The sequence below is a fragment of the Mycolicibacterium arenosum genome, assembly GCF_024320865.1.
Lineage (GTDB): Bacteria > Actinomycetota > Actinomycetes > Mycobacteriales > Mycobacteriaceae > Mycobacterium > Mycobacterium arenosum.
In genome coordinates this window covers 132,303-156,992 of sequence record NZ_JANDBD010000005.1, presented here as the reverse complement: position 1 = coordinate 156,992, position 24,690 = coordinate 132,303, and the positions used below count along the sequence as shown (strand labels likewise).

Genomic DNA, 24,690 nt, shown 5'->3' with positions numbered 1-24,690 from the left:
CCCCTCACTTGCTGTCGAACTCGATGTGCAACTGAGTCAGTCCGCGCAGGATGTAGGTCGGGATGTACTGGTAGTTCCTGGCACCGGCCGGCCCGTGATGCTTCTCGCTGATCCGCAGCTCGGTGGTCCGGTCGAGCAACCTCTCCAGCCCGACGCGCGTCTCGGCCCGCGCCAGCGGAGCGCCGGGGCAGCTGTGGATACCGCGACCGAACGCGAGGTGCTGTCGGGCGTTCTTGCGATCGGGGTCGAAGGTGTCGGGGTCCTCGAACCGGCGCGGGTCACGGTTGGCGGCGCCGTTGATGACCATCAAAGTCTTTCCCGCGCCGATGGATTGGTCGCCGATGGTCGTCGGCACCCGCGACAGTCGGAAGTCACCCTTGACGGGGCTCTCGATGCGCAGGCACTCCTCGATGAAGTTGCCGAGCAGGCTGCGGTCGTCGCGCAACCGCTGCTGGATCTCGGGCTGGTCACCCATCACCTTCATCGCGGTGCTCAGCAGCCTCACCGTGGTCTCCTGGCCCGCCGAGAACACGTTGGTGGCCACCCGGACGACGTCGCCGACCTCCGGCATGGTGCCGTCCGGGAAGGTCGCCGTCGCGAGTCCGGTCAGAACGTCGTCGCGCGGCTCGCGCCGCCGGTCCTCCACGTACTCCGCGAAGATGTCGTACAGGTACTCCAGCGGCGTCTTCGTCAGCGCCTTGTCGGCGTCGCCCAGCCCACCGCCGTGGGTGCCCTTCGCCAGCCGCTCCAGCAGCTCGGGGCGGTCGCCCTCCGGAACACCGAGCAGGTCGGCGATGACGCGCAGTGTGAACGGCGCGGCGAATCCGGCGATGAAGTCACCCTCACCGGGAGCCATGAAGTCGTCGAGGACGTCGTCGGCGATCTGCCACATCGCGTCCTCGTTCTCCTTGAGGCGCTTCGGCGTGATGAGGCGCATCAGCAGCGCCCTGTGGTTGGTGTGCGTCGGCGGATCGAGCGTCGGCAACTGGTCGCTGAACGGTATCTCGTCGCGGTGCTCGATGATCGTCTGAGTGACGTCGTCGCCCTCGAGGGGCACCGGGAAACCGGGGAACGGCCCCGTCACCGAGATGCACGACGAGAAGCTGTCCGCGTCGTTGTAGACGTCGACGGCCTCCTGCCAGCCGGTGACCATCGTGACGCCGTAGTGGTCCTCCCGTGTCACGGGGCACTTGTCGCGCAGTGCCGCGTAGAACCGGTACGGGTCGTCGGTCAGCCGACTGTCCCTGAAGAAGTCGGCGGTGGTCAGGTCTTCGGCCATGCTCGCTCCGTTTCGACGATCTCCGATCAAGAGAACGTGATTCTCATCTGCGGGTATTACATTTCCACAGCTCCTGGCCGTCGTCAACGCGCCTCGACGGTCAGTGCTCCTCGGGTTGGATTCCGAGGGCGTTCACCGTGACGGCCAGCACCTGGTAGCAGCCGATCGTGAAGATCAGATCCAGCACCTGCCGCTCGTCGAGGTGCTCGCGCACCAGAGCCCACGTCGCATCGGTCAGCGTCTTCGACTCGGCCAGCTCGTCGACCGCGCGCACGACGGCCGCGTCGACCCCGTCGGCCGCGGCGCCCACCCGCACGCCCTCGATGTCGTCGTCGGTGAGCCCGGCACGCTGTGCCAGCGGAACGTGGTGGTCCCACAGGTAATCCGACCGGCTCACCAGGGCCGCCCGGAGGATCGCGACCTCGCGCAGCCGTGCCGATAGCGTCGACTCGCGCAGCAGGTGGGCGTTGAACGTCAGGTACGCGTGCGTGAGCGGCTGATGTCGGACCAGGGTGCCCAGGATGTTGCCCGCGAAGTCGGGGGTGGCGTGCGACGCGGGCAGGAGCGGGCTCAGCGCGTGTCGCACCCCGTCGTCCCACTCGTCGGCGGGCAGCGGCGTCAACCTCGGTTCGGTGCTCACTGAATCGGCTCGTCGCCCAGCACCGTGGTGCGCAACATCAGCCGTTCCGAGTCGGCGGCGTAGCGCCCGGCCCGGTGCAGCACGCCGTTGTTGTCCCAGATGACCGTGTCACCCACCGTCCACCGGTGGCTGTAGACGAGTTCGGGGCGGGTCGCGCGCTCGAGCAGTTCGTCGAGCAGCGCGCGTCCCTCGTCGCGGTCCATCCCGACGACGTAGTCGGCCGACGCCCCCAGCACCAGCGACTTGCGGCCGCTGCGATGCGTCCACACCAGCGGATGCTCGTGGGTGGGACGAGCGCGCCAGCGGGCCAGTTCCTCGGACGACGGATCCGGGTTCACGCGACGCTGCGACGCCTCCAGGGAGTGCACGACCCTCAGCGCGCCGAAGCGCTGTTTCTCCTCATCGCTGAAATCCTCGTGTGCGGCATAGGAATTGGCGAACTGGGTGTCCCCACCGCTCGAGGCGACCTGCTTCGCCGAGAGCACGGTCGCCTTCTGCGGGCACTCGTCGTTCAGCGGGGTGCATCCGTCGATGTGCCAGTCGAACGTGGCGCGAAGATACGCCGCCGACGCGTTCTTGGACGTGTCCAGGGTCACCGGGTAGATGCCCGCGATCTCGTGGTGGCCGTCCGACGAGTGGTCGATCTCGCCGAGCCGTCGGCAGAACGCCACCTGCGCTTCGGGATCGAGGCCGAGGCCGGGGAACACCAGCACTCCACTGTCCTCCAGCGCATCGAGGATCGCGGCGCCCAGCGTGTCGTCGTTCGCGAGGCGGTCGGCGTCGATTGCGGTCACCTCGGCGCCCACCGACTCGGTGAGCTTGTTGATGGTCAGCACGGACATGGTCACGACCTTCCTCAGGGCACCGGTGCGCTGACGCGGTCGATGACGGCGTCGGCGGAATCGGCGGGCTTCTGGGTGCCGAAGACCTCAACGGCCATCGACACCATGATCATCGAGTAGACGAGGTGCAGCAGATTCAGCACGTCGTCCGGCAGCTCCTCGAGCGGAAACTTGTCGCAGTAGTCGATCGCCTCTTCGAAGCGCGGCGTGAACGCGTCGTAGAACTCGCGGATCTCCCGCATCGGTGTGCCCAGTCGCGCCTCCCAACGCTCGGGTTCGGTTGCCAGGCACCATTTCTCGGCGTACTTCTCGTACTCTGCGAAGGAGCTCGGCAGCATGCTCACACCTCCACCGCCTGCTCGGCCCGGTACCGCTCGACCCAGTCGACCGAGACCTTGTGCAGGTGCCGGACGAGGATCTCCTGATCGTTGAGCGGGTAGTCGTCGACGATCGGTTCGTCCAGCCCGTACTCCAGCGCCGCCTGCGTGCCGCCGAGCATGCCGGCATCCTGCAGTGCGAACTCCTTGAGTACCACCGAGGCGACCTCGTGCTCGATGCGCTCGCGCACGGTCGTCGCCGGGTGGAAGGCGTTGTAGGCCTCGAACCTGTGCGTGTTGTGCGATGTCGGCCAGTAGCGGTACAGCAGGTACCAGCCGTGGTAGATCAGGATCTCCAGGTTCGGGAAGATCTGGAAGTTCGTGATCCCCCACGGCTCGATGTTGCCGGGGTTGAGACCTGCGGACTGATGCGTCTCCGGTGTCCGCCACGGCCCGACGAGCCCACTGCGCGTTGCCCGTTCGACGGGATACATGAACTCCGGTGCGAGCAGCCACCGTCGCGTGCCCGCGGTGGAGACCAGACGATGAGGCCCGTCGAGCTGGAAATGCCCGCACTCGAAGGTCGCGTTCGGCTGCCGCACCTCGGCCGGCACCTGCTGCGAATGGAGCGACGGCACGTGGTAGTACTCCTGGAAGGCGTCGGCGAAGATCTTCCAGTTGCTGTTGTTGTGCGCGACGAAATCGTAACGCTCGGTCATCATCTCGAACGGGTAGTCATCGAGCGCGGTGATCATCGGGCCGAGGAACTCGCGCAGCGTCTGACGCGGCTCCTTATCGAAGTTGATGAAGACGAACCCGTTCCACACGTCGCACGCGACCGGCGCGAGGCCGTACTCGTCCTGCACCAGATCGAAGAACTCCCCCGGCTGCTGCACGAATTTCAGCTCGCCGCTCAGACCGTAGCGCCACCCGTGGTACTTGCAGGTGAACTGGCGGCAGGTGCCGCGCGTCTCCCGAACCGGGTAGTCGTTCCACACCAACTTGTTTCCGCGGTGCCTACAGATGTTGTGGAACGCGCGGATCTCACCGTCGCGGCCCTTCACCACGATCACCGAGGATTTGGCGACCTCGATCTCCTTGGTGAGGTAGCTCCCGGTGCGGGGAAGTTCCTCGACGCGAGCGACGTTGAGCCACGCCCGCTTGAAGACGGCCTCGCGCTCGAGTTCGTAGAACTCCGGCGAGGTGGAATCGCGGAACGACACCGGTCCGGTGCCGAGCTCCGGATAGTGCTCGGTCCAGCTGCCCTCTGCGGGCTTCGGCCACTTGGCCATGACTCACATCACCGACCCTCCGTTGACACCCAGCGTTTGGCCGGTGATGAAACCGGCCTCCTCCGAACACAGGAACCCGACCGCCGCCGCGATGTCCTCACCAGTGCCCAGATGGCCGAGCGGGATGCTGGCGGCCATCTGCTCGTTGGGGGGCAGGTTCCCGGCCGCCTGCCCCTGGTGCTGCATGGGTGTCTCGATGCCCGACGGCGGAATGTTGTTGACGGTGATGCCGATCGGGCCGTACTCGCGGGCGAAGGACTTCGTGAGCGAGATCAGGGCGCCCTTGGAGGCGGCGTAGTGGGCCATCCCCGGCGAACCGCGCTGCGCGCTGGACGACGAGATCATCACGATGCGACCCCATCCGGCGTCGATCATGTCCGGCAGAGCCGCCTGCGCGCAGAAGAACGTGCCCGTCAAGTTGACGTCGATGACCCGCTGCCAGGCCTGCGGGGTCAGCTCCACCGACGGTGCCCAGCCGACGATGCCCGCGCTCGTCACCAGCACGTGCACCGGCCCGAGTTCCGTCCGCACCTTGGCGAACGCCTCCGCCACCGCGGCGTGATCGCTGACGTCGACGCCGACGGCCAGCGCCGTTATGCCGTCTGTGCGCAGCTCCTCGGCAACCCGTTGCGCCGCTTCGCCGTTGAGGTCCAGCACCGCGACCTTGTGCCCTCGCCTGCCGAGCTCGTGACAGCTCGCCTCGCCCATCCCGGACGCGCCGCCGGTCACGACCGCGACCCGACCCGTCGTCGAGCTACTCATAGTTGATCCGGACCTTCCGACTGGTGGGCAGCGACTGACACGTCAGCACCCAGCCCTCTTCGACTTCGTCGTCATCGAGCGCGTCGTTGTTGAGCATGTGCGCGCTACCCTCCACCACGCGTGCCATACACGTTCCGCAGGAACCGGTTTCACAGGAGGCCGGTGCGCGCAGACCCGCCGATCGGACCGTCTGCAGCAGCGTGTCGCCCTTCCGGTAGGACGCGGTCGTGGACTGGCGGTCGAGTTCGATGACCACTTCCTCGGCGACACCCGACTGGTCGATCGCGCTCGGTGCCGCGGCGGCGACCGTGAACCGCTCGAGGTGCACTCGCGATTCCTTCACCCCCGCCGCCAGAAGCGTCCTCTCCACCGTGTCCATGAACGGGCCGGGCCCGCACACGTAGTAGTGCGCGTCGCCCGCCGGCGCGATGAACGCCTCAATGGCCGCGGACGCGACGACACCGTCGTCCTCGTCGAAGTGCTTGTGCAGCAGCACCCGGTCCCCGTGCTCGGCGACGAGCCGGTCCAGCGGGTCGGCGAAGATCACCGAGTCGCGTGCCCGGTTGGCGTAGAACAGTCGCACCCGACGGTCCGGGTCGTCGACCGCCGCGCGGGCCAGCGACATGATGGGCGTGATGCCGCTCCCGCCGGCGAACGCCACCACTTCCGTTGCGCCGCTGAGGTCTCCACGCAGGACGAACCGGCCCTCGGGCGGCGCCGCGTGGATCTGGTCGCCTTCGGCCGCGGTGTCGTTGATCCAGTTGGACACCAGGCCGCCGGGGTCGCGCTTGACCGTGATGCGGAGTTCGCCCTCGACCGGTGCCGACGACATCGAGTAGCAGCGCCGAACGTCCTGCCCGCCGACGTTGACGCGCAGTGTCAGGAACTGCCCCGCCTGATAGCGGAAGCGCCGCGAACTCCGCTCGGGTACGTCGAGTACGAGGGACACCGCGTCCGCCGTCTCGCGGACCACGCGCTTGATCCGCAGCGGTGCGAACCCGTCGACGTCGGCATCTCCAGTCATGATGGGTCGACAATATCAAGTAGTTGACATTATCGGCAATACCCTAGTAGCCCACCCTGCTCACGGAGGGAAGTGTGGGCTACTCGGGCGAGCCGATGCGGTCGCAGTCCACCAGATGACCGGTGCCCTGCTCGATGACGCGGCTCAGCAGCTCGCACAGCGTGGCCTGCTCCGCCGCGCTCAGCACGCCGAACACCTTGTGATGCGCGTCGATCGCGTCGCCCACGACCGATTCGGCGACCTCGCTCCCCTGCTCGGTCAGGTACGCCTGCAGGATGCGGCCGTGCTCCGGATCCTGCTTGCGCTCCACCAACTCACGCCGTTCCAGTTCTTTGAGCGCGAGCTGCGCACCCTGCGGACTGATCAGCAGCCGTCGCGCCAGCTCCGCACCCGAGAGCCCCGGCTCGTTAGCGAGCTGCCGCAGCATGCCGATCTGAGCGGTGCTGACACCGTGCTCGCTGACGGCGTCGTTGACCGTCGTCAGGGCGTAGTACCAGGCCTGCTTGAGCAGTGACAGGATGTTGTCGTTTTGTTCCATGCCGGCCCTTCCATTCCCCCGTCGCTCCGCTCGCCCCGTGGACCGTTCCCCGTCAGCGCTTGAACACCCGGCCATTCTTCATCACGAAGCGCACGTCCAGGGTGGTGGCTATGTCGCGGGACGGATCACCGGGGACGGCGATGACGTCGGCGAGGTAGCCGGGAGCCAGTCTGCCGAGTTCGTCTTCGGCGGCGATGAGTTCCGCGCTGGTGATCGTCGCGGCCCGCAGCGCCTGCATCGGCGTCATGCCGCGGGACACCAGCGCCACCAACTCCTTGGCGTTCTGCCCGTGCGGAATCGCGGGCGCATCGGTGCCGCACGCGATGCGCACACCCGCGGCGATCGCCTTCGGCAGCATCGCCTGCGCCTGCGGAAACACCACCTCGGCCTTCTTCCGCAGTTCCGGCGCGATGCGGTCGATCGCCATCGCCTCGGTGAGATACGTCGTCGACACCAGGAAGGTGCCCGTGTCGGCCATCAGCGCGATGGTGTCGTCGGTCGCGAGGAAGCCGTGCTCGATGCAGTCGATTCCGGCCCGAATGCAGGCGCGGATGGCGCTGTCCCCCACCGCATGCGCGGCGACGCGCACCCCGGCGCGGTGAGCCTCGTCTGCGATCGCGGCGAACTCGTCGTCCGAATACTGTTGCGCCCCCGGCGCGGTGCTGTGCGACATCACGCCACCGGACGCCGACACCTTGATCAGCTTGGCGCCGTGGCGGACCTGGTAACGCACGCACGCCCGCACCTCGTCGACGCCGTTGGCGATGCCCTCGGCGACCGACAGCGGCATGATTCCCGGAGCCAGTCGCTGGAAGACCGTCGGATCCAGGTGCCCGCCGTAGGGCGTCACCGCGTGACCGGCCGGATAGATTCGCGGCCCGACGTGCCAGCCCTGGTCGATCGCGCGCATCAGCGCGACGTCCAGCAGGTAGCCACCCGTCTTGACCATCAGGCCGAGGTTGCGCACAGTGGTGAAACCGGCCTCGAGGGTGGACCGCGCGTTCACCGCACCGCGCAGCGTCCGGTAGACGGGATCGTCCTGCACGCCGTGCATCGGGCTCGGCAGCCCCTCGGGTCCTCCCGGCCCGCCGATGAGCAGGTTCAGCTCCATGTCCATCAGACCGGGCAGCAGCGTGACGTCGCCGAGGTCGATCACCTCATCCGGATCATTCGGCTCCTCAACGGGATTCACCGCGGTGATCCGGTCGTCCTCGATCACCAGCACCGCGGGCGAGTGCACCTCACCGGATGCGACGTCGGCCCACCGCGCCGCCCGCAAGACGGTGGTCGTCACGGCACGGGCTCGGCGTCGCAGTCCAGCGACGTGGCACCGGAGTCGGGGACGCGCGGCTGCTTCCAGCACTCGACGGGAAACGACACCATGATCATCGAGTACAGCAGGTGCATCAGGTTCAGCACGTCCTCGGGCATGTCGTCGAGGGGGAACTTGTCGCAGTAGGAGATCGCCTCCTCCGCGCGCGGAGTGATCGCGTCGTAGAACGCCTGCATGTCGCGCATCGTGCTGCCGAGCCGTTTGGCGTACCGCTCCTTCTCCGAACCGAGACACCAGTCGGCGAAGGGTTCCAGATCGGCGAATTCCGTTGGCAACATGCTCGTCCGGGTCGTGGTCACGTCACACCTCCGCCGTCTTGCTGCGGTAGTCCTCGACCCAGGCGGCCGTCTCCTGGTGCAGATGCCGGATCAGCACCTCCTGGTCGCAGAGCAGGAAGTCGTCGAGCACTCGCGACTCGATCATGCTCTGGGTCGCCTCGAGGGTGTTGGCGTCCTGCAGTCCGTACTCCTTGAACGACACCGCGGCCAGCTCCTGCGCGATGCGCTCGCGCGGCGTGCGCGGCTGCGGGAAGTAGACGGTGCCCTCGAAGACGTGGGTGTTGTACGACGTCGGCCAGTAGTGGTAGGTCAGGTACCAGCCCTGCCCCCAGAACAGGATGACGAAGTTCGGGAACAGCTGGAACGAATCGAGCCCCCACGGGTCGCACTTGGCCGGGTTCAGCCCCTCGGGCATCTCGCCGAGGTCCGGCCCGTCCCACGGCCCGAAAAGTCCGCTCTGGCAGATGTCCTCGATCGGCTTGCGCATCTCGTCGGCCATCTCCCAGGCCCGGATACCCGATGTGCTGACCAACCGGTGCGGCCCCTCGATGCGGTAGTGCGGCGCCTCGAAGCCGGCCTCCGCGGCGGCTTTCGAGTAGGCGGTCGGCGACTGGTTCGCATGCAGTACGGGTGCGTGATAGAACTCCTGGAACGCATCCATGTAGAGCTTCCAGTTCGCCTTGACCTCGGACTGGTAGTGCCACCGCGACGTCATCCTGTCGAACGGGTAGCCCTCCAGATTCGTGATCATGGGCCCGAGGAAGTCGCGCAGCGTCTGCTCGGGCGCTAAAGCGAAGTTGACGAAGATGAAGCCCTCCCAGACGTCGCAGTGCACGCCCACCAGGCCGTAGCGACTCTTGTCCAGATCGAAGAACTCCCCCTCCTGCTGGACGAAGGCCAGGTTGCCGTCGAGGTCGTAGCGCCAGGCGTGGTACTTGCAGGTGAACTGCCTGCACACGCCGCTGGTCTCCGCCAGCGGCATGTCGTTCCACACCAGCTTGTTGCCGCGGTGCCTGCAGATGTTGTGGTACGCCTTCACCTCACCGGATCCGGTGCGCACCACGATGATCGACGTGTTGGCGACCTTCAGTTCCTTCGTGAAGTAGCTGCCCTTGCGCGGAATCCGTTCCACGCGACCCACGTTCAGCCACGCGCGCTTGAACACCGCCTTGCGCTCGACCTCGTAGTGCTCGGGGTCGATGGAGTCCTCGTAGGAGACCGGCGCGGTACCCAGTTGCGGGTAGTGCTCGGTCCAGCTGCCCTCGGGAGGTTTGGGAAATCGAGCCATGGACTGCTCCTGTCGACTCGGGCTGGGTCTTCGGAATTCCTGATCGGACGGTATATGCTCAGCGCAGTCAATCGCAAGTAGTTGATATTGGCGCAGTGTCGCGCTCGAGGAGATCTGACGTGCACCAGGACAAGCTGTTCATCGGCGGCGCGTGGTCGCCGGCCAGCACCGGCGAGCGCATCGAGGTCATCTCACCGTCGGCCGTGACGCCCGTGGCGCGCGTGGCCGCGGCGGCACCGGCCGATGTGGACGCCGCGGTAGCCGCGGCCAGGACCGCGTTCGACACTGGACCCTGGCCCCGGCTGGACCCGACCGAGCGCATCGCCGCCGTCCGCAGGCTCGCCGAACGCTACGGCGAACGCCGCACGGAGATGGCCGAATTGATCACCTCCGAGCTGGGTGCTCCGATCAGCTTCGCTCAGCGCGCGCAGGTCGCGATGCCGTGGAGCATGATCACCGCGTTCTGCGATCTCGCGGAGTCGTACCCGTGGCGGGAGGCCAGGCCCGGCAGGTACGGCTCCGACATTCAGGTCCTTCGCGAACCCGTCGGCGTCGCCGCGGCCGTCGTGCCGTGGAACATGCCGCAGTTCCTGATCGTCACCAAACTGGTTCCCGCCCTGCTGGCGGGCTGCTCGGTGATCGTCAAGCCCGCACCGGAGACGCCGCTCAACGCCCTGCTGCTCGCCGAGCTCATCGAGGAGGCGGAGTTACCGCCCGGTGTCGTCAGCGTTCTGCCGGGCGGCCGCGAGCTCAGCGAGTACCTGGTGCGACACCCCGGCGTCGACAAGGTCTCGTTCACCGGGTCGACGGGTGCGGGTAAGGCCGTCGCCGCCGCATGCGCCACCGATCTTCGCCGGGTGAGCCTCGAACTGGGCGGGAAGTCCGCGGCGATCGTCCTGGACGACGCGGACCCCGCCGCCGTCGCGACCGCGGTCCGGTCGGCGAGCCTGTCCAACAGCGGCCAGATCTGCAACGCCCTCACCCGGATCCTGGTGCCCGCCGGCCGGGCCACCGAGCACATCGACGCGCTGGCCGCGGAGATGAGCAGCCTCGTCGTCGGCGATCCGTACGATGCGGCCACCCAGGTGGGACCGTTGGTGGCGCAGCGCCAGCAGGACAGGGTCCGCGGCTACATCGACACCGGGATATCCGAGGGCGCCAGGGCCGTCATCGGTGGCACCGCCATGCCCGTCGGCGTCGACCGCGGCTGGTACGTCCAACCCACGCTGTTCGCCGACGCCGACAACTCCATGCGGATCGCGCGCGAGGAGATCTTCGGCCCGGTGCTCACCGTGATCGCCTACCGGGACGAGGACGACGCCTTGGCGATCGCCAACGACTCGGACTACGGCCTCGCGGGCTCGGTGTTCACCGACGACACCGACCGCGGCGTCGGCATCGCCGAACGCATCCGCACCGGGACGTTCGGGGTGAACCAGGGGTACACCATGGACCCCTTCGCTCCGTTCGGCGGTGTGAAGGCCAGCGGCTACGGCCGCGAGCTCGGCCGCGAGGGTATCGACGGCTACACCGACACGAAATCCATTGCCGTGGCGAAGAAGAAGGGGGCCTGACGAATGACGACGACCCAGCCCAGGGAGACGAACTTCGCTCGGCCGGTGGCACCGCATCGCGGCCGCATCTACCTGTACACCGGCCTGTTCACGTTCGCCGTCTTCCTCCTGATGACGATCGGCGTTCAACTCGGCGTCATCCCACCGACGTTCACCACCGACGTCATCGTCAACCTGATCTTCGGCGTGCCCGTCCTGCTCCTCCCCCTGGTCATCCTGTGGGATGCGCCCGGCGAGAACAGAACCCGACTCGACCGGGCCGCCGAACTCACCCTGTTCTACCTCCCGTACACGGCCGGCAGCCAGATCGGCTACGAGTTGATGTTCCTGATCGGCCATCCGCTGGGGCTGTGGACGCCGACCGACGACCCCGGCTGGAAGTGGCTGTGGTGGCAGTACGGACTGGCTGATACCCGCTACGTCAGCGGCAACCCGTGGATCTTCGCCCTCGAGGTCGTCGGCGTGCTCACCGGGACGACGGTGTTCGTCATGTGGACGCGACTGATCCGCCCGCAGTTGCCGACCGAGTCGCGGATCCGGTGCCTGTGGGTGACCTTCGCGGGCGTGGCGATTCTGATGAGCAGCACCGCCGTCTACTTCCTCTCGGAGGTCGGCGCCGGGTTCAGCAACATCGGGCAGGGCGCCTTCGGTCTCGGATTCAAGTTCATCGCCGAGAACATCCCGTTCATCGTGCTGCCGCCGCTGGTGCTCTACGCCACCTACCTGCAGATCGACCATCTCACCCGCCGGGCGGCCCGAGAGTCCGCTGCGCCATGACGCTGCGCGGCGAGAAGATCCTCATCACCGGAGCGACCGGCAAGATCGCCTTCCCCATCGCCCGCGCGCTGGCCGCCGACAACGAGGTGTGGGGCGCGGCCCGACTGCGTGACCCTGTGGACCGCGACCGCCTCGCCGCCGCAGGTGTCACGCCACTCGCCCTCGATCTCAGCGGCCGCGATTTCGGCACTCTGCCAAGTGATTTCACCTACGTCTTTCACGCCGCGGTCGATCCCGGTACCGACGACTGGGCCCGCTGCGTCGAGACCAACGCCCAGCGCTCGGGCGATCTGCTGCACCACTGCCGCACCGCGAAGGGCTTCGTGCTGTGCTCGACCGGGTCGATCTACGAATACCAGGGGCGACGCCCACTGACCGAGGACGACCCGCCCGGTGTGCCGCTGCGGGCCAACTACAGCTTCTCGAAGGTCGCCGCCGAGCAGGTCTGCACGTGGATCGCGGGTCGGTTCGACATCCCGCTGACGATCATTCGGATCTGCTCCACGTACGGTCCCGAGGGCGGCAGTGCGGCCGACCGGCTCGAGGCGATCCTGGCGGGTGAGCCGATCCGACTGCACCCCGACGCGCCCAACAACTACCACCCGATCTACGAGGACGACTACGTCGAACTCGGGATCCGGGCCATGGAGGTCGCCGATGTCCCGCCGGTGGTGGTGAACTGGGCGGGTAGCGAGACCGTGAGCGTCGAGGACTACTGCCGCTACCTCGGCGATCTGGTCGGGATCGAGCCGATCTTCGAGTACTCCGAGGACGCCCACACGCCGCTGTGGCCGGACGTCACCCGCATGCACGACGTTCTCGGTCGAACGAAAGTTCCGTGGCGTGAGGGCTTTCGGCGGATGGTCGCCGCCCGCCACCCCGAACTGGAGCTGTCGTGACGGAGCTGCCCGGAATCCCCTCCGATGAGGTCGCGGGCGTCCTCACCACCGGCCGCGGGGACGTCGGCACCCTGTTCGTATCGATGGCGCGTCGGCACCCCGAGGGCACCGATGCCGAGTACCTGCGCTGGCACACCCTCGATCACCGTCCCGAACAGCATCGCCTGTCCGCGGTGCGCGCGTCGCTGCGGTTGGTGTCGACACCGGAGTGCCGGGATGCACGGCTGTCCGGTGACGAGCGGTTCGACGCCGTCGACCACGTGATGACGTACTTCTTCACCGACCCCGGCGGCATGGCGGGTTTCCTCGACCTGTCGCGCGCACTGGGTAACGCGGGCCGCAAGCTTCCGCTGCTGCCACCGGTCGAGCGCGGCGTGTACGACGTTCGCGAGAAGCGCGCAGCGCCCCGCGTGAAGGTCGGCGCCGACGTCCTGCCGTGGTGGCCGGTGCGTGGGGCGTTCCTCATCGTCGAACGCGAATCATGGTCTCCTGAGCCCCTTCTCGACGTCGAGGGGGTGGCCGGGGTGTGGTCGACGACGGCGCTCGACGTCGGGCCGGAACTCGCCAGCGCCGCCGCGGGCCAGCACCTGACCTACTGCTTCCTCGACGACGACCCGGTGGCCACCGCGCACCGGCTACATCCGATCCTGGCGCCACGCGAACCGCGGTTCGCCGCGCCGTTTCATCCGGTGGTCCCCCATCAGTGGGACCGCCATGTGCCGTAGGAGGTGGGCATGCGCATCGGCCTGATGGTGGGCTCCGACAAGGAGCGCTCACGCGCCGATCGGCTGCCGGGATTGATCGACGACGGCACCCGCGCCGAAGTCGCCGGCTTCAGCTCGTTCTGGTTCCCGCAGGTACCCGGCTATGTCGATGCCATGACCGCCATGGCGCTGCTCGGCCGGGCCACGTCGACCATCGAACTGGGCACGGCGGTGGTGCCGATTCAGACCCGTCACCCGATGATCATGGCGCAGCAGGCCCTCACCACCGCGGCTGCCGCGGAGGGCCGCTTCACGCTCGGAATCGGGCCGTCGCACGACTGGATCATCGACGGCCAGTTGGGAATTCCCTACGACCGCCCGGTGCGCCTGCTGCGCGACTACCTCGAGGTGCTGTCGGCCGCGTTCGCGGCGCCCGGTGCCGTCGACGTCGAGAACGACACCTTCCGTGTGCACAGTCCCGTCGACGTCACCGACGTCGGCCCGGTGCCGGTGCTCCTCGCGGCGCTGGGCCCGACCATGCTGCGCATCGCCGGCGAACGGGCCGACGGCACCGTGCTCTGGATGGCCGACGAGCGGGCCATCGGCGAACACGTCGCACCGCGCATCACCGAGGCCGCGACCGCAGCCGGACGCCCGGCGCCCCGCGTGGTCGCCGGAGTACCCGTGGCCATGTGCGCCGATGCCGAGGCCGACGAGGCTCGCGCGCTGGCAAGCGAGGTCCTCGGCCACGCCCACTTCTCGCCCAACTACGTCCGACTGCTCGAACACGGCGACGCCGACGACGTCGGGGACACGATGGCGGCGGGCAGCGAGGCGACCGTGCTGGCCAGGTTGCAGCGTTACCGCGACGCCGGGGTGACCGATCTCGCCGCTCGCGTGGTGCCCGTCGGCGCGGATCCGGTAGCGCGGCAGGCGTCCCGGCAGCGCACCACGGAATTCCTGGCGTCGCTGAGCGGGAGCCTATAGGCTCGACTTTACACTTGATCGTGATCGTGTAACCCCAAGTGTGCCCGTGAGCAGCCAGCCCTCAGGAGATCGCCGATGACCGCCCCCACGGATTCCGAGCTCTACTACGACCCGTACAGCATCGACCTCAACATGAATCCGCACGCGGTCTTCGCACGGATCAGGGAGGAGGCCCCGCTCTACTACAACGAGGCGCACGACTTCTACGCGCTGAGCCGCTACGACGACGTCAACAAAGCCGTCATCGACCACGAGACGTTCATCTCCGGCCGCGGCGCCGTCTTGGAGATCATCAAGTCCGGCATGGAGATCCCGCCGGGCACACTGATTTTCGAGGATCCACCCATTCACAACATCCACCGCAACCTGCTGTCCCGGATGTTCACCCCGCGCAAGGTGCTCGCGCTGGAACCGCAGATCCGTGAGTTCACCGCCCGGTGCCTCGACCCCGTGGTCGGATCCGGCCGCTTCGACTTCGTCAACGACCTCGGCGAGCAGATGCCGATGCGCGTCATCGGCATGCTGCTGGGTATTCCGGAGGATCAGCAGCAGCAGATCACCGCGCACGGCGAGGCCGCCCTCGAGGGACAGACGGTCGACGCCCTCGCCACCGGGGAGGTGTTCTCCGAGTTCATCGACTGGCGCATCGCGCATCCTTCCGACGACATCATGACCGACCTCCTCAACGCGGAGTTCGAGGATGAAACCGGCACGCGGCGCAAGCTGGGCCGAGAGGAACTGCTGCTGTACTTGATCGTCATCGCCACCGCCGGTTCGGAGACCACCACGCGACTGATCGGCTGGGCGGGCAAGACCCTGGCCGACTACCCGGATCAGCGCCGTGCCCTAGCGGAGGACCACGGGCTGATTCCCCAGGCGATCGAGGAGATCCTGCGATGGGAGCCACCGGCGCTGCAGATCGCCCGCTACGTCACCCGCGACGTCGAGTACTACGGCCGAACGGTGCCGGAGGGTTCGGCGATGCTGATGCTCGTCGGCGCGGCCAACCGCGACCACCGCCGCTTCCCGCCCGACGGCGACGTCTTCGACATCCACCGGGAACCGCACTCCCACATGAGCTTCGGCGCCGGCACGCACTTCTGCATGGGTAACGCCCTGGCCCGACTCGAGGGGCGTATCGCACTGGAGGAGATCCTCAAACGCTTCCCGGAGTGGGAGGTCGACTGGGCGGGAGCCAGAGCATCGGAGACCGCCGCCGTGCGCGGTTGGGCCGCGATGCCGACCTTCGTCTCCTGACCGGCGCGGCATCCGAGGTCGCGGACCACCTCACCGACTTCTGGGCGGGCGCGTGGTGGTTCAGGACGTCCATTCGGGCCGGGCGGGTGTGAACCTTCGACATTCACACCGACGACCTCCCGGCCGAGGCGGACCCCTCGGGAAGGGAGTTCTGCGTGGTCTACGCGCTCAATCCCCAGCGTCCGCAGAGCGATCGCGACGACTTCGTGCGGAAAGCGAAGCCGATCAACTGAACTCCGCGGCGTTCAGTTCGACCAGGGCGTGCAGTTGCTCGAGGTAGTGGTCCAGCGAGCGGTGGACGAACCGGGCCGACAACGTCGTGGTGCCACCTGCTGCCAGCGTCCGCAGCACATCCCGCGTGATCTCGGGCTCTCCCACCGGATCCAGCGACTGCTCGGCGGGCATGACCACCTCGAAATCGTCGGGCACATCGAAGGACTGCAACCAGTCGGCGGCCTGCTCGATGGACACGTAGTACGGGCACCAGCCGTCGGCGAGGGTGACCGCCCTGCGCAGCGAGCGCTTGGTGCGCCCACCGATCCAGATCGGCAAGTGAGGTTGCACCGCGCACGGATCGACGGTGAGTCCGCCGAAGGAGTAGTACTCGCCGTCATAGGACGGCGTGTTGCACGGGAGCGCAGCACGTAACGCCCGTAGCGCGTCGTCACCACGGGCGCCACGGTCGTCGAACGGCGCGCCCAGCAGGTCGAACTCCTCCTTCAGCGAGCCGACTCCGACACCCAGGATCACCCGGCCACCTGTGACGTGATCGAGGGTGCCGTACCGCTTCACGATGGCCAGTGGATGGTGGTATCCCAGCACCAGCGTCATCGTCGCGAACCGGATCCTCGTGGTGCGGGCGGCGGCGTAGCCGAATGTCGCCAGCGGGTCCCAGTAGCGGGCGCCGCGCCGGCCGGTTTCGGTCGACGGCAGCCCGATGTGCTCGCTGCACGTCATGTGGTGGTAGCCCAACCGGTCGGCCGTTTCGGCGACCCGGCCGATCTCCTCGATGCCCGCGTCGCGCTCCCACTCCAGCGGTGCCCCTGCGACATTGGTGACGACGGGAGTCGCAATGCCGAGTTTCACTGCAGCGGTTCTTCACCCGCGAGGATCGTGCGGTGCATCAGCCGGCCGCTGTCCGCCGCATAGGGCATCGCCCGGTGCATGGTCCCGGTGTTGTCCCAGATGATGAGGTCGCCGACCTCCCACTGGTGACGGTAGACGTACTGCGGCTGCGTGGACCAGTCGCGGAGCCGTGCGAGCAGCGCTCGGCTCTCCTCGACCGGGTACCCGACCACGTAATCGGCGGTCGCGCCGAGCAGCAACGACTTTCGGCCCGACTGATGCGTCCACACGATCGGGCACGCCTTCGTCGGGGATTGCTGCCAGAACGCCACCTCGTCGTAGCTCATCTCCGGTTCGACGTAGTACTGCGAATGCTCCGCGCTGTGGACGACCCGCAGGTCGGCGATCAGGTCCTTGTCCGACTGCGGAAGGTCGTCGTAGGCCGCGTAGGTGTTGCAGAACTCGGTGTCGCCGCCGGTGTCGGACAGCTGCACCGCCTTCAACAGCGTGGCGAGGTTGGGGTACGGCTGCAGCGATCCGTCGAAGTGCCAGAACAGCGAGCCCTTGAGGTACTTGGCGCGCTGGTTGACTGAGGCGTCGAGCGAGATCTTGTAAATCCCCTCGTCACCCTCGTTGCCGACGATGGTGCCGAGCGTCCTGGCGATGGCGACCTGGTGCTCGTCGCTGATCTGCAGGCCGCGGAAGTAGACCACGCCGCGCTGTTCGAGGATCGCGCGGATGTTCGCGGCTTCGCGGCCGCTGAGGAGCGTATCGAGGTCGGTGACGAGCTCGCTGCCGATTCTCGGGGTGAGGTCGCGGACCTCCACCTGAGCGGAGGAAAGCGTCATGTGATCAACCCACTCTCGTCAAAACGGTGGTGGCGGAGTGCTTTACCCGTGGCTGCTTCCACAGCTCCACCGCCAGCGACACGGTGATCAGTGAGTAGAGCAGGTCGCGCAGGTTCGCGACGTCGTCCGGCAGCGGTTCCGCGTAGTCGAACTCGTCGACGTAGGCGACGGCCTCCTCGGCATACGGGAAGACCGCGTCGTAGAAGGCCTGGATCTCCTCCATCGTGCTGTTGACCCTCTTCGCGTAGCGCTCGTTCCCGTCCTCGATTGCCCACTCGGCGACGAGGTACTCGAGCTCCGAGAACTCCTGCGGCAGTGCACCGGTCATCGCGCAGCCTCTCCCGCGGCGACGTAGTCCCCGACCACCTTGTGCAGGTGCCGCAGCAGGATCTCCTCGTCGTTCATCGTGAAGTGCGTGAGCGCGCCGCTGTTCAGCATCGCCTGCAGCCCTTCGGACGGGCTGGCGTCCTCCAGGATGATGTCGTTGAGGTACGTCACCGTCAGTTCCTGCCCCAAGCGCTCCTTGTGGGTCCGCGGGGGCTGGTAGAACATCTCGGTTTCGAAGAGGTGCGAGTGCGGTCCGGTGGGCCAGTGCGTGTGCACCGTGAAGCCCGAGGCACCGAAGATCAGCACGAAGTTCGGGAAGAACTGGTACGAGTCGAAGCCGTACTTGTCCGAGCGCGTCGGGTTCATCCCCGGTGGCATCGGGCCGCGATCGGTGCGCTTCGTCCACGGGCCGGCCGCGCTGGCCTCCATCACGCATTCGATCGGCTTGGAGTACGGCGTCTTTCGGGACGGCTCCCCGGCGAAGGAGTACATCCGGTGCGGACCCTTCAACTGATAGCCCAGCGCGTCGGTGAAGGGATTGGGTTTGTTGAGCGCCTCCCGAGCCTCGGCGGTGACGCTGCCGAACGACGACGCATGCAGGTAGGGCCCGTGGTAGCTCTCGGCGAAGCCGTCGAGGAAGATCTTCCAGTTGCACTGCAATTCGGCACTGAACTTGTACACCTGATGCGGCCCCTCGAAGCGGTACCCCTCGAGCCCGTGGGCCAGTTCGCCGAGGTAGTCGCGCACGGATTCGGTGTTGTGCGGGTTGAGGTTGACGAAGATGAAGCCCTCCCACACCTCGCACTGGATGGCGGGCACCCGGCAGCTGTCGGCGTCGAAGTCCAGCAGTAGATCCTCTCGGGTCGCCGAATGCAGCGAGCCGTCGAGGTGATACCGCCAACCGTGGAATCGGCAGTACAGCAGCGGTGCTCGACCCTGCACCTCCTTGAAGGGATCGTCCTCCCACAGCATCTTGTTGCCGCGGTGCGGGCAGACGTTGTGCAGAGCCCGGATGACACCGTCCTTGCCGCGCACGACGATGATCGACGTGTTCAGGAACGCCAGCTCGCGGGTGAAGTAACTGCCGGAGCGCGGTGCCTGCTCCACCCGGCCCATGTAGAGCCACGTCTTCTTGAAGACGTGTTCGATCTCCTTGCGATAGAAGTCCTCGGACACGCAGTCCTCGAGGGACACTTGGCCGCGGCCCAGTTCCGGATACGCATCGGTCCAGTGTCCGCTCGCGGGCTTGGTGAGAACGGCTTCGTCGGTCATCGGCCTGAACGTACCGCCGCGGATGTGCCGGAAACAGATGCGCTCACGCAACACCGTGTTGCATATTTGGAACACCATGAAGTCCACCCCGAGTTTCGACCTCGACGCGCTGCTGGTGTTTGGCAAGGTCGTCGAGGTGCACAGCCTGTCGAAGGCGGCCGCCCTGCTCGGCATGCCGAAGTCCACCGTCAGCCGCAAGCTGAGCAAGCTGGAAGCGGACCTCGGTATCAAGCTGCTGCGCCGCAACACCCATCAACTGACCGTCACCGATCTCGGCGAGCAGGTGCACGCCCACGCGCTCGCGGTTCTCCACGAGGCGAACGCCGTCCGCGCGCTCGCCGAGGGCAGCAGACAGGAACCGCATGGAGAACTGCGCGTTGCGATTCCGGTGTTCGTCGGGATCGATTACGCGTCGCGGGTTGGTGCGACGTTCCTGCGGCGGTATCCGCATTCGCGGTTGGACATCCGCCTCGTCGACAACATGGTCGATCCCGTGCGGGACGGCTTCGACGTCGTGTTCGGCACCGGGCCGCTGCAGGATTCCACCCTGATCGCGCGCAAGGTGTTCGATCTGGACCTGTTCCTCTGCGCATCAGCGGACTTCGCGCGCGCGTGGACGCACCCCCTCACGAAGCCGAGCGAGTTGGCCGATGTGCCCTTCATCGACTTCGGGTTCTGCGGCCCCCGCAGGCTGGTGGTCCGCCGCGGCGGTCGGAGCATCGAGTTGTCGCCCCCGGTGCGTGCCCGCGCCAACAACTTTCAGGTCTGCAAGCAGTACATCCAGCAGGGCCTCGGATTCGGCGCCATGCCCACGCAGATCATCTGCACCGCGGAACTTCGCGAGGGCAGCATGGTGCCGATACTGCCGGACTGGACACCGGAGCCACTGGAAGTGCACATGATCTATCCGCACCTGCTGTCCTTCTCCACGTTGATCAGCGCGTTCTACGAAACCGCATGCGAGGTCATCGTCGAGAACATCGCGCGAGCCTGACCGAGGAAGCAAATCAGGGCAGCTTGATCGCCGACGTGTACATGTCCACGATCGGCCGGTAGAGGTCGATGCCGTCGAGCTCGCTACTCAGTACGATGGCGTCGCTCGTGGCGATGAGCACCTGCGCGAACGAGGTCGCCGGAATCGTCAGGGTGCCACCTAGTCGGTCGACCCCTTCGACTATGAACGCCGCCAGGCGGTCGACGACCTCCGATCGTTTACCGGCGACCCGCTCGCGGGCGTCCGGGTTCCGCAGTAGGTAGAGCGTGAACTCGTGGCCCAGCGCCGCGTGCTCGGCGCCGCGGTCGTGGCTGAGTTGTCGCCACCGGGCTGCTATCTCGTCGCGCTCGCGCGCTCCGACCTGGTCCGCCGCGGCCATCACTTCAGCGAAGTTGTCGAAGTATCGCCGCCAGTAGCGGTCACTGACAGCCAGGAACAGCTCTTCCTTGGTCGCGAAGTGTTTGTAGATCGCACCCTTCGTGTAGCCGGCAGCGTGCGCGATGTCATCGAGAGTCGCCGGAGCGAAACCTTTTTCGGCGAACACGTCCTCCGCCGCATCGAGCAGCAGCGAGCGCGTGTGCTCAAGACGACGCTCCCTCGTCCACCGCTCCGGCATGCCCGTAGTGTGCCACAGGGATCTGAGAAACTGATTGGCATCCTGGATACCGACTGGTATCTTTCGGCGGGTGAGCGATCTCTCGAATCGGAGGAAAACGCCGATCACCGAATCGGTGGGCAGCACCGCAGGACTCGGCACTGCGACGCCGCGAGCGTCGAGTGCCGTCAAGATCTGGGCGACTGTCGGTGCCGTCTTCCTGGCGTACACGCTGTACGTGTTCGTCCGGTGGGTCAGCGGACCGTACTTCGAGCCGGTGGCGGGAGGCCCCAGCGAGCCGCCGATGTACATGCAGATCCCGCTGATGGTCAATGCCATCGTGCTCTGGATCGGCCTGCCGTTCGCACTCTGGTTCTTCCTCATCCGGCCCTGGGTGCGGGAAAAGCGCATCACGCTCGACGGCATGCTGCTGGTGTCGATGGGCCTGATGATGTTCCAGGATCCGATGCTGAACTACTACAGCACCTGGTGCACCTACAACGCCTGGCTGTGGAACCGGGGCTCCTGGGCACCGCACATCCCCGGCTGGGTGGCGCACGAGGAACCGGGCCATACGGTGCCCGAACCCTTGCTGACCAACATCCCCGGCTACATGTACGGCGTGCTGCTGCTCACCATCGTCGGGTGTTGGATCATGCGACGGATCAAGAACCGTTGGCCCGCAATCAGCAATCTGAGACTGATCCTCGTCACCTACGCGATCGCATTCGTGTTCGACTTCATCATGGAGGCGTTGATCATGCTGCCGATCGGCTTCTACTCCTACCCCGGTGCCATCCAGTCCCTGTCGTTCAACGCCGGCACGTACTACCAGTGGCCGGTCTACGAGGGCTTGATGTGGGGTGGCGTCCAGGCGGCGCTGTGCTGCCTGCGATTCTTCACCGATGACCGCGGACGTACCGTTGTCGAACGCGGAATAGACAGTGTGCGAGGCGGTTTCGCCAAACAGCAGTTCGTTCGCTTCCTGGCGATCTTCGGCGGTGTCAGCGCGTGCTTCTTCCTGTTCTACAACGTGCCCGCGACCTGGCTCGGCATGCACGCCGATCCGTGGCCGGAAGACGTCCAGAAGCGCTCGTACTTCAACCCCGGCATCTGCGGCGAGGGAACCGACCGACCGTGCCCGAATCCCGATCTGCCGCTGCCGACCAAGCACTCCGGCTACAACAACCACCAGGGTCGACTGGTGCTCCCGGAAGGAGTCGCGATCCCGTCCGTCGTGCCGATCCAGCGCCCCGTCGGCGCCGACGGTGAATAACGTTGGGCCGGCGGCCGAAACGCGGTCACGCCCGCCGTTCTACCGTCCTACCGGTGACGAAGTGAAGGTGTTCCATGCGGCGGCCCGGCGCGGCCTCCCGGTGTTGATCAAGGGACCGACCGGATGCGGCAAGACGCGATTCGTCGAGGCGATGGCCCACGAACTCGGTCGTGAGCTGATCACCGTCGCGGGTCACGAGGACATGACGTCCGCGGATCTGGTCGGCCGGTTCCTGCTCAAGGGAGCCGAAACCGTCTGGGTGGACGGCCCGTTGACCAGAGCGGTCCGTCAGGGCGCGATCTTCTACCTCGACGAGGTCGTCGAAGCCCGCCAGGACACCACTGTCGTCATCCATCCAATCGCAGACCACCGGCGCGAGCTTCCCGTCGATCGGCTGGGCACCACGCTCAGTGCGGCACCGGGTTTCCAGCTGGTGATCTCCTACAATCCCGGCTACCAGAGTGTGCTGAAGAACCTCAAGGAGTCCACCCGTCAGCGATTCGTCGCGATCACCCTCGACTTCCCGCCCGCGGTGACCGAGACGGAGGTGGTGGCCCGCGAAGCCGACGTCGACATCGAGATCGCCGATGCGCTGGTCACTCTCGGCAACGCGATTCGACACCTCGACGCCTCACCGCTGCGTGAGGTCTCGTCAACGCGAATGCTGATTCTCGCCGGTGGCCTCGTCGCCGGAGGGCTCAGCCTGCGCAGCGCCGTGCAATCGGCGGTCGTCGAGGTGCTCTCCGACGACCCGGATGTCATTCGTGCGCTCGGCGAGCTCGTCGACGCCGTTCTGCCGACGCGGTGAGCGGCGTCCCGCAGAGTCCGGATCGCTTCCGGCTGTTGGCCACTCACGTCGCGGGCCGGGCGGTCGACATAGCCGTCGCCCCCCGGGGTGAGCTGGCGTTCACGGACGGCAGGGTCGTGTTCGTGGCGGCGGAGAGTTCGGCCGAGGATCAACGTCGGGAGGTACTGGTGCAGAGCGCACTGCTCGGCGCGGCGAGTCTCGACCGGCGGCTGATGCTGCCGCTGCGCGGACGTCCCGTACTGGCGCGCCGGTACCTCGCTGTCGAGGGCAGCCGGGTGCTCACCGAAGTGGCGGCGCGGACCTCACTCTCCGCGGCTCTGGCGGCAGGTGGCTCCGCGCGCACGACCACCCCGCAGGAGTCACTGGCAGTGGCACGTAGTCGCACGAAGATCGCAGCTCCCCCAGCGTGGTTCGGAAAGATCCGGCCGGTGCTCCTCACGTTGTCAGAGCCGAAACGCGGCCGGCCCACCGACTCCGACACGAGCCTGCAGACGATCGTCTCCGAAATGTCCGACGACGAGGATGCCGATGCCGACGATGCCGATGACGGAGAGAGCAAGATCCTCAAGCTCTTCTCTGCACCGGCGTTCACCTCCAGGGGATTGTCGGAGTTTCTGCGCAAGCTGATCGGCAACGCGCGATCCGGTGCCGACGATACGGCGGGCGGTGAGCTGCGTTCGGGCGCGATGCGCCGCAGCAGCACAGCCGGACCCGAAAGCCGACCGATGTCCACGCCCATCCGCTTCATCGACGACGACAGACCCGGCGCGGCGGTCGGCATCGGCGGTGCACTGCATCCCGAGTGGGACGTGCACGGCGGGCGATACCGGCCGGACTGGTGCCGCGTCCTCGACTTCCCACTCGACGTCGCCGCCGAGGTCTCCCCCTTCGCGGTGCCGTCCGACGACGTCTTACGCCGCCGGCTGTCTCGGATCGGACTCGGCCCTCGCGTCCTCCGACGTCGCCCCGACGGCGACGAACTCGACATCGAATCCCTCGTCGACCTGTTCGTCGATCTTCGTTCGGGTTACTCGCCGCCGGAGAAGGTGTACACAGAGCGCCGCATGATCGAGCGGAACCTGGGCGTTCTCATTCTGCTCGACGCCTCCGGATCCGTCACCGATGCCGACGTGAACGGCCTCGCCGTCCACGAGCACCAGTGCCGCGCAGCCGCAACCCTGGCTGCCACGCTCGACGAACTGGGCGACCGCGTGGCGGTTTACGCCTTCCGGTCGGAGGGCCGTCACGCGGTTCACCTGCTCGCCATCAAATCGTTCGAGCAGCGTTTCGGCTCGGTGCAGCTGGCCCGGCTGAACCGGCTGCAGCCGTCGGGCTACACCCGCCTCGGCGCGGGCATTCGCAGGGCCGGCGAGCTCCTCAAGACTCGAGCTGGCACACCGAATCGCCTGTTGCTCGTGCTTTCGGACGGTTATCCCTACGACCACGGGTACGAGGGTCGGTACGCCGAATCGGATGCGGCCCGAGCACTGGAAGAGCTTCGCATCGACGGCGTTGCGTGCCTGTGCCTCTCACTTGGCGTCGCTCCTGAGAAAGACGCCCTGGAACGCATCTTTGGTTCAGTGAGCCACGCGTGCGCGGCGACGTTGGCCGAACTCTCCCCTCGGATGGATGCGCTGTTCCTCTCCGCACTCGCGGACGTCAGCGCGCCGTTGGGTGCTCGGCGACGAACGCGATGAACTCGCGGCGGAATGCC

The 24,690-nt window shown here is 66.9% G+C and carries 26 protein-coding genes; 10 read left to right on the top strand and 16 right to left on the bottom strand.

All coding sequences use genetic code 11. The features are described 5' to 3' along the window. Window positions 1-4: 4 nt before the first annotated feature. The 11 genes from NM203_RS14040 to NM203_RS13990 all read right to left on the bottom strand — a co-directional run bounded on the left by NM203_RS14040 (window position 5) and on the right by NM203_RS13990 (window position 9,593). Window positions 5-1,279, bottom strand: a complete 1,275-nt coding sequence (locus NM203_RS14040) for a cytochrome P450 (protein ID WP_255060593.1) — start codon at window positions 1,277-1,279, stop codon at window positions 5-7. Between the two features lie 100 nt (window positions 1,280-1,379). Next, the gene (locus tag NM203_RS14035) at window positions 1,380-1,919 is read right to left on the bottom strand and encodes a carboxymuconolactone decarboxylase family protein (protein WP_255060592.1); all 540 of its coding nucleotides are present in this window, start codon (window positions 1,917-1,919) and stop codon (window positions 1,380-1,382) included. Continuing rightward, window positions 1,916-2,761, bottom strand: a complete 846-nt coding sequence (locus NM203_RS14030; RefSeq protein WP_255060591.1) for a TauD/TfdA dioxygenase family protein — start codon at window positions 2,759-2,761, stop codon at window positions 1,916-1,918. Before NM203_RS14030 ends, NM203_RS14035 begins: the two co-directional genes overlap by 4 nt. 14 nt (window positions 2,762-2,775) lie before the next feature. Further along, the gene (locus tag NM203_RS14025; RefSeq protein WP_255060590.1) at window positions 2,776-3,099 is read right to left on the bottom strand and encodes a hypothetical protein; all 324 of its coding nucleotides are present in this window, start codon (window positions 3,097-3,099) and stop codon (window positions 2,776-2,778) included. A gap of 2 nt (window positions 3,100-3,101) precedes the next feature. Beyond that, window positions 3,102-4,370: an aromatic ring-hydroxylating oxygenase subunit alpha gene (locus NM203_RS14020; RefSeq protein WP_255060589.1), complete on the bottom strand. Its 1,269-nt coding sequence runs from the start codon at window positions 4,368-4,370 to the stop codon at window positions 3,102-3,104. A 3-nt stretch (window positions 4,371-4,373) separates the two neighbouring features. Continuing rightward, window positions 4,374-5,132, bottom strand: coding sequence for an SDR family NAD(P)-dependent oxidoreductase (locus tag NM203_RS14015; RefSeq protein WP_255060588.1), 759 nt, complete (start codon window positions 5,130-5,132; stop codon window positions 4,374-4,376). Further along, a complete protein-coding gene (locus NM203_RS14010) occupies window positions 5,125-6,156 on the bottom strand; it encodes a ferredoxin--NADP reductase (protein ID WP_255060587.1) in 1,032 nt (343 codons plus the stop codon). The genes NM203_RS14015 and NM203_RS14010 overlap by 8 nt, the downstream gene beginning before the upstream one ends. 79 nt (window positions 6,157-6,235) lie before the next feature. Continuing rightward, on the bottom strand, window positions 6,236-6,694 hold the full coding sequence (locus NM203_RS14005) for a MarR family winged helix-turn-helix transcriptional regulator (RefSeq protein ID WP_255060586.1): 459 nt from the start codon (window positions 6,692-6,694) through the stop codon (window positions 6,236-6,238). Between the two features lie 52 nt (window positions 6,695-6,746). Then, entirely contained in the window at window positions 6,747-7,988 is a 1,242-nt protein-coding gene (locus NM203_RS14000; protein ID WP_255060585.1) for a metal-dependent hydrolase family protein, read from the bottom strand. Further along, complete coding sequence (locus NM203_RS13995) at window positions 7,985-8,305, bottom strand: hypothetical protein (RefSeq protein ID WP_255060849.1); 321 nt, start codon at window positions 8,303-8,305, stop codon at window positions 7,985-7,987. Before NM203_RS13995 ends, NM203_RS14000 begins: the two co-directional genes overlap by 4 nt. 22 nt (window positions 8,306-8,327) lie before the next feature. Then, complete coding sequence (locus tag NM203_RS13990) at window positions 8,328-9,593, bottom strand: aromatic ring-hydroxylating oxygenase subunit alpha (RefSeq protein WP_255060584.1); 1,266 nt, start codon at window positions 9,591-9,593, stop codon at window positions 8,328-8,330. A gap of 119 nt (window positions 9,594-9,712) precedes the next feature. Here NM203_RS13990 and NM203_RS13985 point away from each other — a divergent pair, with 119 nt between their 5' ends. From NM203_RS13985 to NM203_RS13960, 6 genes are all read left to right on the top strand, one after another. After that, window positions 9,713-11,167 (top strand): aldehyde dehydrogenase, encoded by a 1,455-nt coding sequence (locus tag NM203_RS13985; RefSeq protein ID WP_255060583.1) that lies wholly within the window; start codon window positions 9,713-9,715, stop codon window positions 11,165-11,167. Window positions 11,168-11,170: 3 nt separating this feature from the next. Beyond that, entirely contained in the window at window positions 11,171-11,944 is a 774-nt protein-coding gene (locus NM203_RS13980; protein WP_255060582.1) for an emopamil-binding protein, read from the top strand. Continuing rightward, on the top strand, window positions 11,941-12,843 hold the full coding sequence (locus NM203_RS13975) for an NAD-dependent epimerase/dehydratase family protein (protein WP_255060581.1): 903 nt from the start codon (window positions 11,941-11,943) through the stop codon (window positions 12,841-12,843). The genes NM203_RS13980 and NM203_RS13975 overlap by 4 nt, the downstream gene beginning before the upstream one ends. Next, on the top strand, window positions 12,840-13,568 hold the full coding sequence (locus NM203_RS13970) for a hypothetical protein (RefSeq protein WP_255060580.1): 729 nt from the start codon (window positions 12,840-12,842) through the stop codon (window positions 13,566-13,568). The genes NM203_RS13975 and NM203_RS13970 overlap by 4 nt, the downstream gene beginning before the upstream one ends. Before the next feature lie 9 nt (window positions 13,569-13,577). After that, entirely contained in the window at window positions 13,578-14,534 is a 957-nt protein-coding gene (locus NM203_RS13965; protein ID WP_255060579.1) for a TIGR03564 family F420-dependent LLM class oxidoreductase, read from the top strand. 75 nt (window positions 14,535-14,609) lie between these two features. Further along, window positions 14,610-15,791, top strand: a complete 1,182-nt coding sequence (locus NM203_RS13960; protein WP_255060578.1) for a cytochrome P450 — start codon at window positions 14,610-14,612, stop codon at window positions 15,789-15,791. A 225-nt stretch (window positions 15,792-16,016) separates the two neighbouring features. Here the strand turns inward: NM203_RS13960 and NM203_RS13955 are convergent, their stop codons facing one another. The 4 genes from NM203_RS13955 to NM203_RS13940 are packed head-to-tail and all read right to left on the bottom strand — an operon-like array spanning window position 16,017 to window position 19,303. After that, window positions 16,017-16,877, bottom strand: a complete 861-nt coding sequence (locus NM203_RS13955; protein WP_255060577.1) for a TIGR03619 family F420-dependent LLM class oxidoreductase — start codon at window positions 16,875-16,877, stop codon at window positions 16,017-16,019. Next, window positions 16,874-17,704, bottom strand: coding sequence for a TauD/TfdA dioxygenase family protein (locus NM203_RS13950; protein WP_255060576.1), 831 nt, complete (start codon window positions 17,702-17,704; stop codon window positions 16,874-16,876). Before NM203_RS13950 ends, NM203_RS13955 begins: the two co-directional genes overlap by 4 nt. Before the next feature lie 4 nt (window positions 17,705-17,708). After that, window positions 17,709-18,032: a hypothetical protein gene (locus NM203_RS13945; RefSeq protein WP_255060575.1), complete on the bottom strand. Its 324-nt coding sequence runs from the start codon at window positions 18,030-18,032 to the stop codon at window positions 17,709-17,711. Then, window positions 18,029-19,303 (bottom strand): aromatic ring-hydroxylating oxygenase subunit alpha, encoded by a 1,275-nt coding sequence (locus NM203_RS13940; protein ID WP_255060573.1) that lies wholly within the window; start codon window positions 19,301-19,303, stop codon window positions 18,029-18,031. The genes NM203_RS13945 and NM203_RS13940 overlap by 4 nt, the downstream gene beginning before the upstream one ends. A 76-nt stretch (window positions 19,304-19,379) precedes the next feature. Between NM203_RS13940 and NM203_RS13935 the strand changes: the two genes are divergently transcribed. Beyond that, window positions 19,380-20,297, top strand: a complete 918-nt coding sequence (locus tag NM203_RS13935) for a LysR family transcriptional regulator (RefSeq protein ID WP_255060572.1) — start codon at window positions 19,380-19,382, stop codon at window positions 20,295-20,297. Window positions 20,298-20,310: 13 nt separating this feature from the next. Here NM203_RS13935 and NM203_RS13930 read toward each other — a convergent pair whose 3' ends face one another. Further along, window positions 20,311-20,913, bottom strand: a complete 603-nt coding sequence (locus tag NM203_RS13930; RefSeq protein WP_255060570.1) for a TetR/AcrR family transcriptional regulator — start codon at window positions 20,911-20,913, stop codon at window positions 20,311-20,313. 70 nt (window positions 20,914-20,983) lie between these two features. On the opposite strand from NM203_RS13930, the gene NM203_RS13925 reads away from it, so the two are divergent. Genes NM203_RS13925 through NM203_RS13915 form a run of 3 tightly spaced genes read left to right on the top strand, consistent with a single transcriptional unit; the run spans window position 20,984 to window position 24,673 of the window. Beyond that, the gene (locus tag NM203_RS13925) at window positions 20,984-22,168 is read left to right on the top strand and encodes a spirocyclase AveC family protein (protein WP_255060569.1); all 1,185 of its coding nucleotides are present in this window, start codon (window positions 20,984-20,986) and stop codon (window positions 22,166-22,168) included. Then, entirely contained in the window at window positions 22,161-22,976 is an 816-nt protein-coding gene (locus NM203_RS13920) for a CbbQ/NirQ/NorQ/GpvN family protein (protein ID WP_255060568.1), read from the top strand. Before NM203_RS13925 ends, NM203_RS13920 begins: the two co-directional genes overlap by 8 nt. Continuing rightward, on the top strand, window positions 22,973-24,673 hold the full coding sequence (locus tag NM203_RS13915) for a nitric oxide reductase activation protein NorD (RefSeq protein WP_255060567.1): 1,701 nt from the start codon (window positions 22,973-22,975) through the stop codon (window positions 24,671-24,673). The genes NM203_RS13920 and NM203_RS13915 overlap by 4 nt, the downstream gene beginning before the upstream one ends. The last annotated feature ends 17 nt before the right edge of the window (window positions 24,674-24,690 follow it).

Coding starts and splice junctions, on each gene's coding strand:
- NM203_RS14040 (WP_255060593.1), bottom strand. CDS start 1,279: ATGGCCGAAGACCTGACCACCGCCGACTTCTTCAGGGACAGTCGGCTG.
- NM203_RS14030 (WP_255060591.1), bottom strand. CDS start 2,761: ATGTCCGTGCTGACCATCAACAAGCTCACCGAGTCGGTGGGCGCCGAG.
- NM203_RS14025 (WP_255060590.1), bottom strand. CDS start 3,099: ATGCTGCCGAGCTCCTTCGCAGAGTACGAGAAGTACGCCGAGAAATGG.
- NM203_RS14020 (WP_255060589.1), bottom strand. CDS start 4,370: ATGGCCAAGTGGCCGAAGCCCGCAGAGGGCAGCTGGACCGAGCACTAT.
- NM203_RS14015 (WP_255060588.1), bottom strand. CDS start 5,132: ATGAGTAGCTCGACGACGGGTCGGGTCGCGGTCGTGACCGGCGGCGCG.
- NM203_RS14010 (WP_255060587.1), bottom strand. CDS start 6,156: ATGACTGGAGATGCCGACGTCGACGGGTTCGCACCGCTGCGGATCAAG.
- NM203_RS14005 (WP_255060586.1), bottom strand. CDS start 6,694: ATGGAACAAAACGACAACATCCTGTCACTGCTCAAGCAGGCCTGGTAC.
- NM203_RS13995 (WP_255060849.1), bottom strand. CDS start 8,305: ATGTTGCCAACGGAATTCGCCGATCTGGAACCCTTCGCCGACTGGTGT.
- NM203_RS13990 (WP_255060584.1), bottom strand. CDS start 9,593: ATGGCTCGATTTCCCAAACCTCCCGAGGGCAGCTGGACCGAGCACTAC.
- NM203_RS13980 (WP_255060582.1), top strand. CDS start 11,171: ATGACGACGACCCAGCCCAGGGAGACGAACTTCGCTCGGCCGGTGGCA.
- NM203_RS13975 (WP_255060581.1), top strand. CDS start 11,941: ATGACGCTGCGCGGCGAGAAGATCCTCATCACCGGAGCGACCGGCAAG.
- NM203_RS13965 (WP_255060579.1), top strand. CDS start 13,578: ATGCGCATCGGCCTGATGGTGGGCTCCGACAAGGAGCGCTCACGCGCC.
- NM203_RS13960 (WP_255060578.1), top strand. CDS start 14,610: ATGACCGCCCCCACGGATTCCGAGCTCTACTACGACCCGTACAGCATC.
- NM203_RS13950 (WP_255060576.1), bottom strand. CDS start 17,704: ATGACGCTTTCCTCCGCTCAGGTGGAGGTCCGCGACCTCACCCCGAGA.
- NM203_RS13945 (WP_255060575.1), bottom strand. CDS start 18,032: ATGACCGGTGCACTGCCGCAGGAGTTCTCGGAGCTCGAGTACCTCGTC.
- NM203_RS13940 (WP_255060573.1), bottom strand. CDS start 19,303: ATGACCGACGAAGCCGTTCTCACCAAGCCCGCGAGCGGACACTGGACC.
- NM203_RS13935 (WP_255060572.1), top strand. CDS start 19,380: ATGAAGTCCACCCCGAGTTTCGACCTCGACGCGCTGCTGGTGTTTGGC.
- NM203_RS13930 (WP_255060570.1), bottom strand. CDS start 20,913: ATGCCGGAGCGGTGGACGAGGGAGCGTCGTCTTGAGCACACGCGCTCG.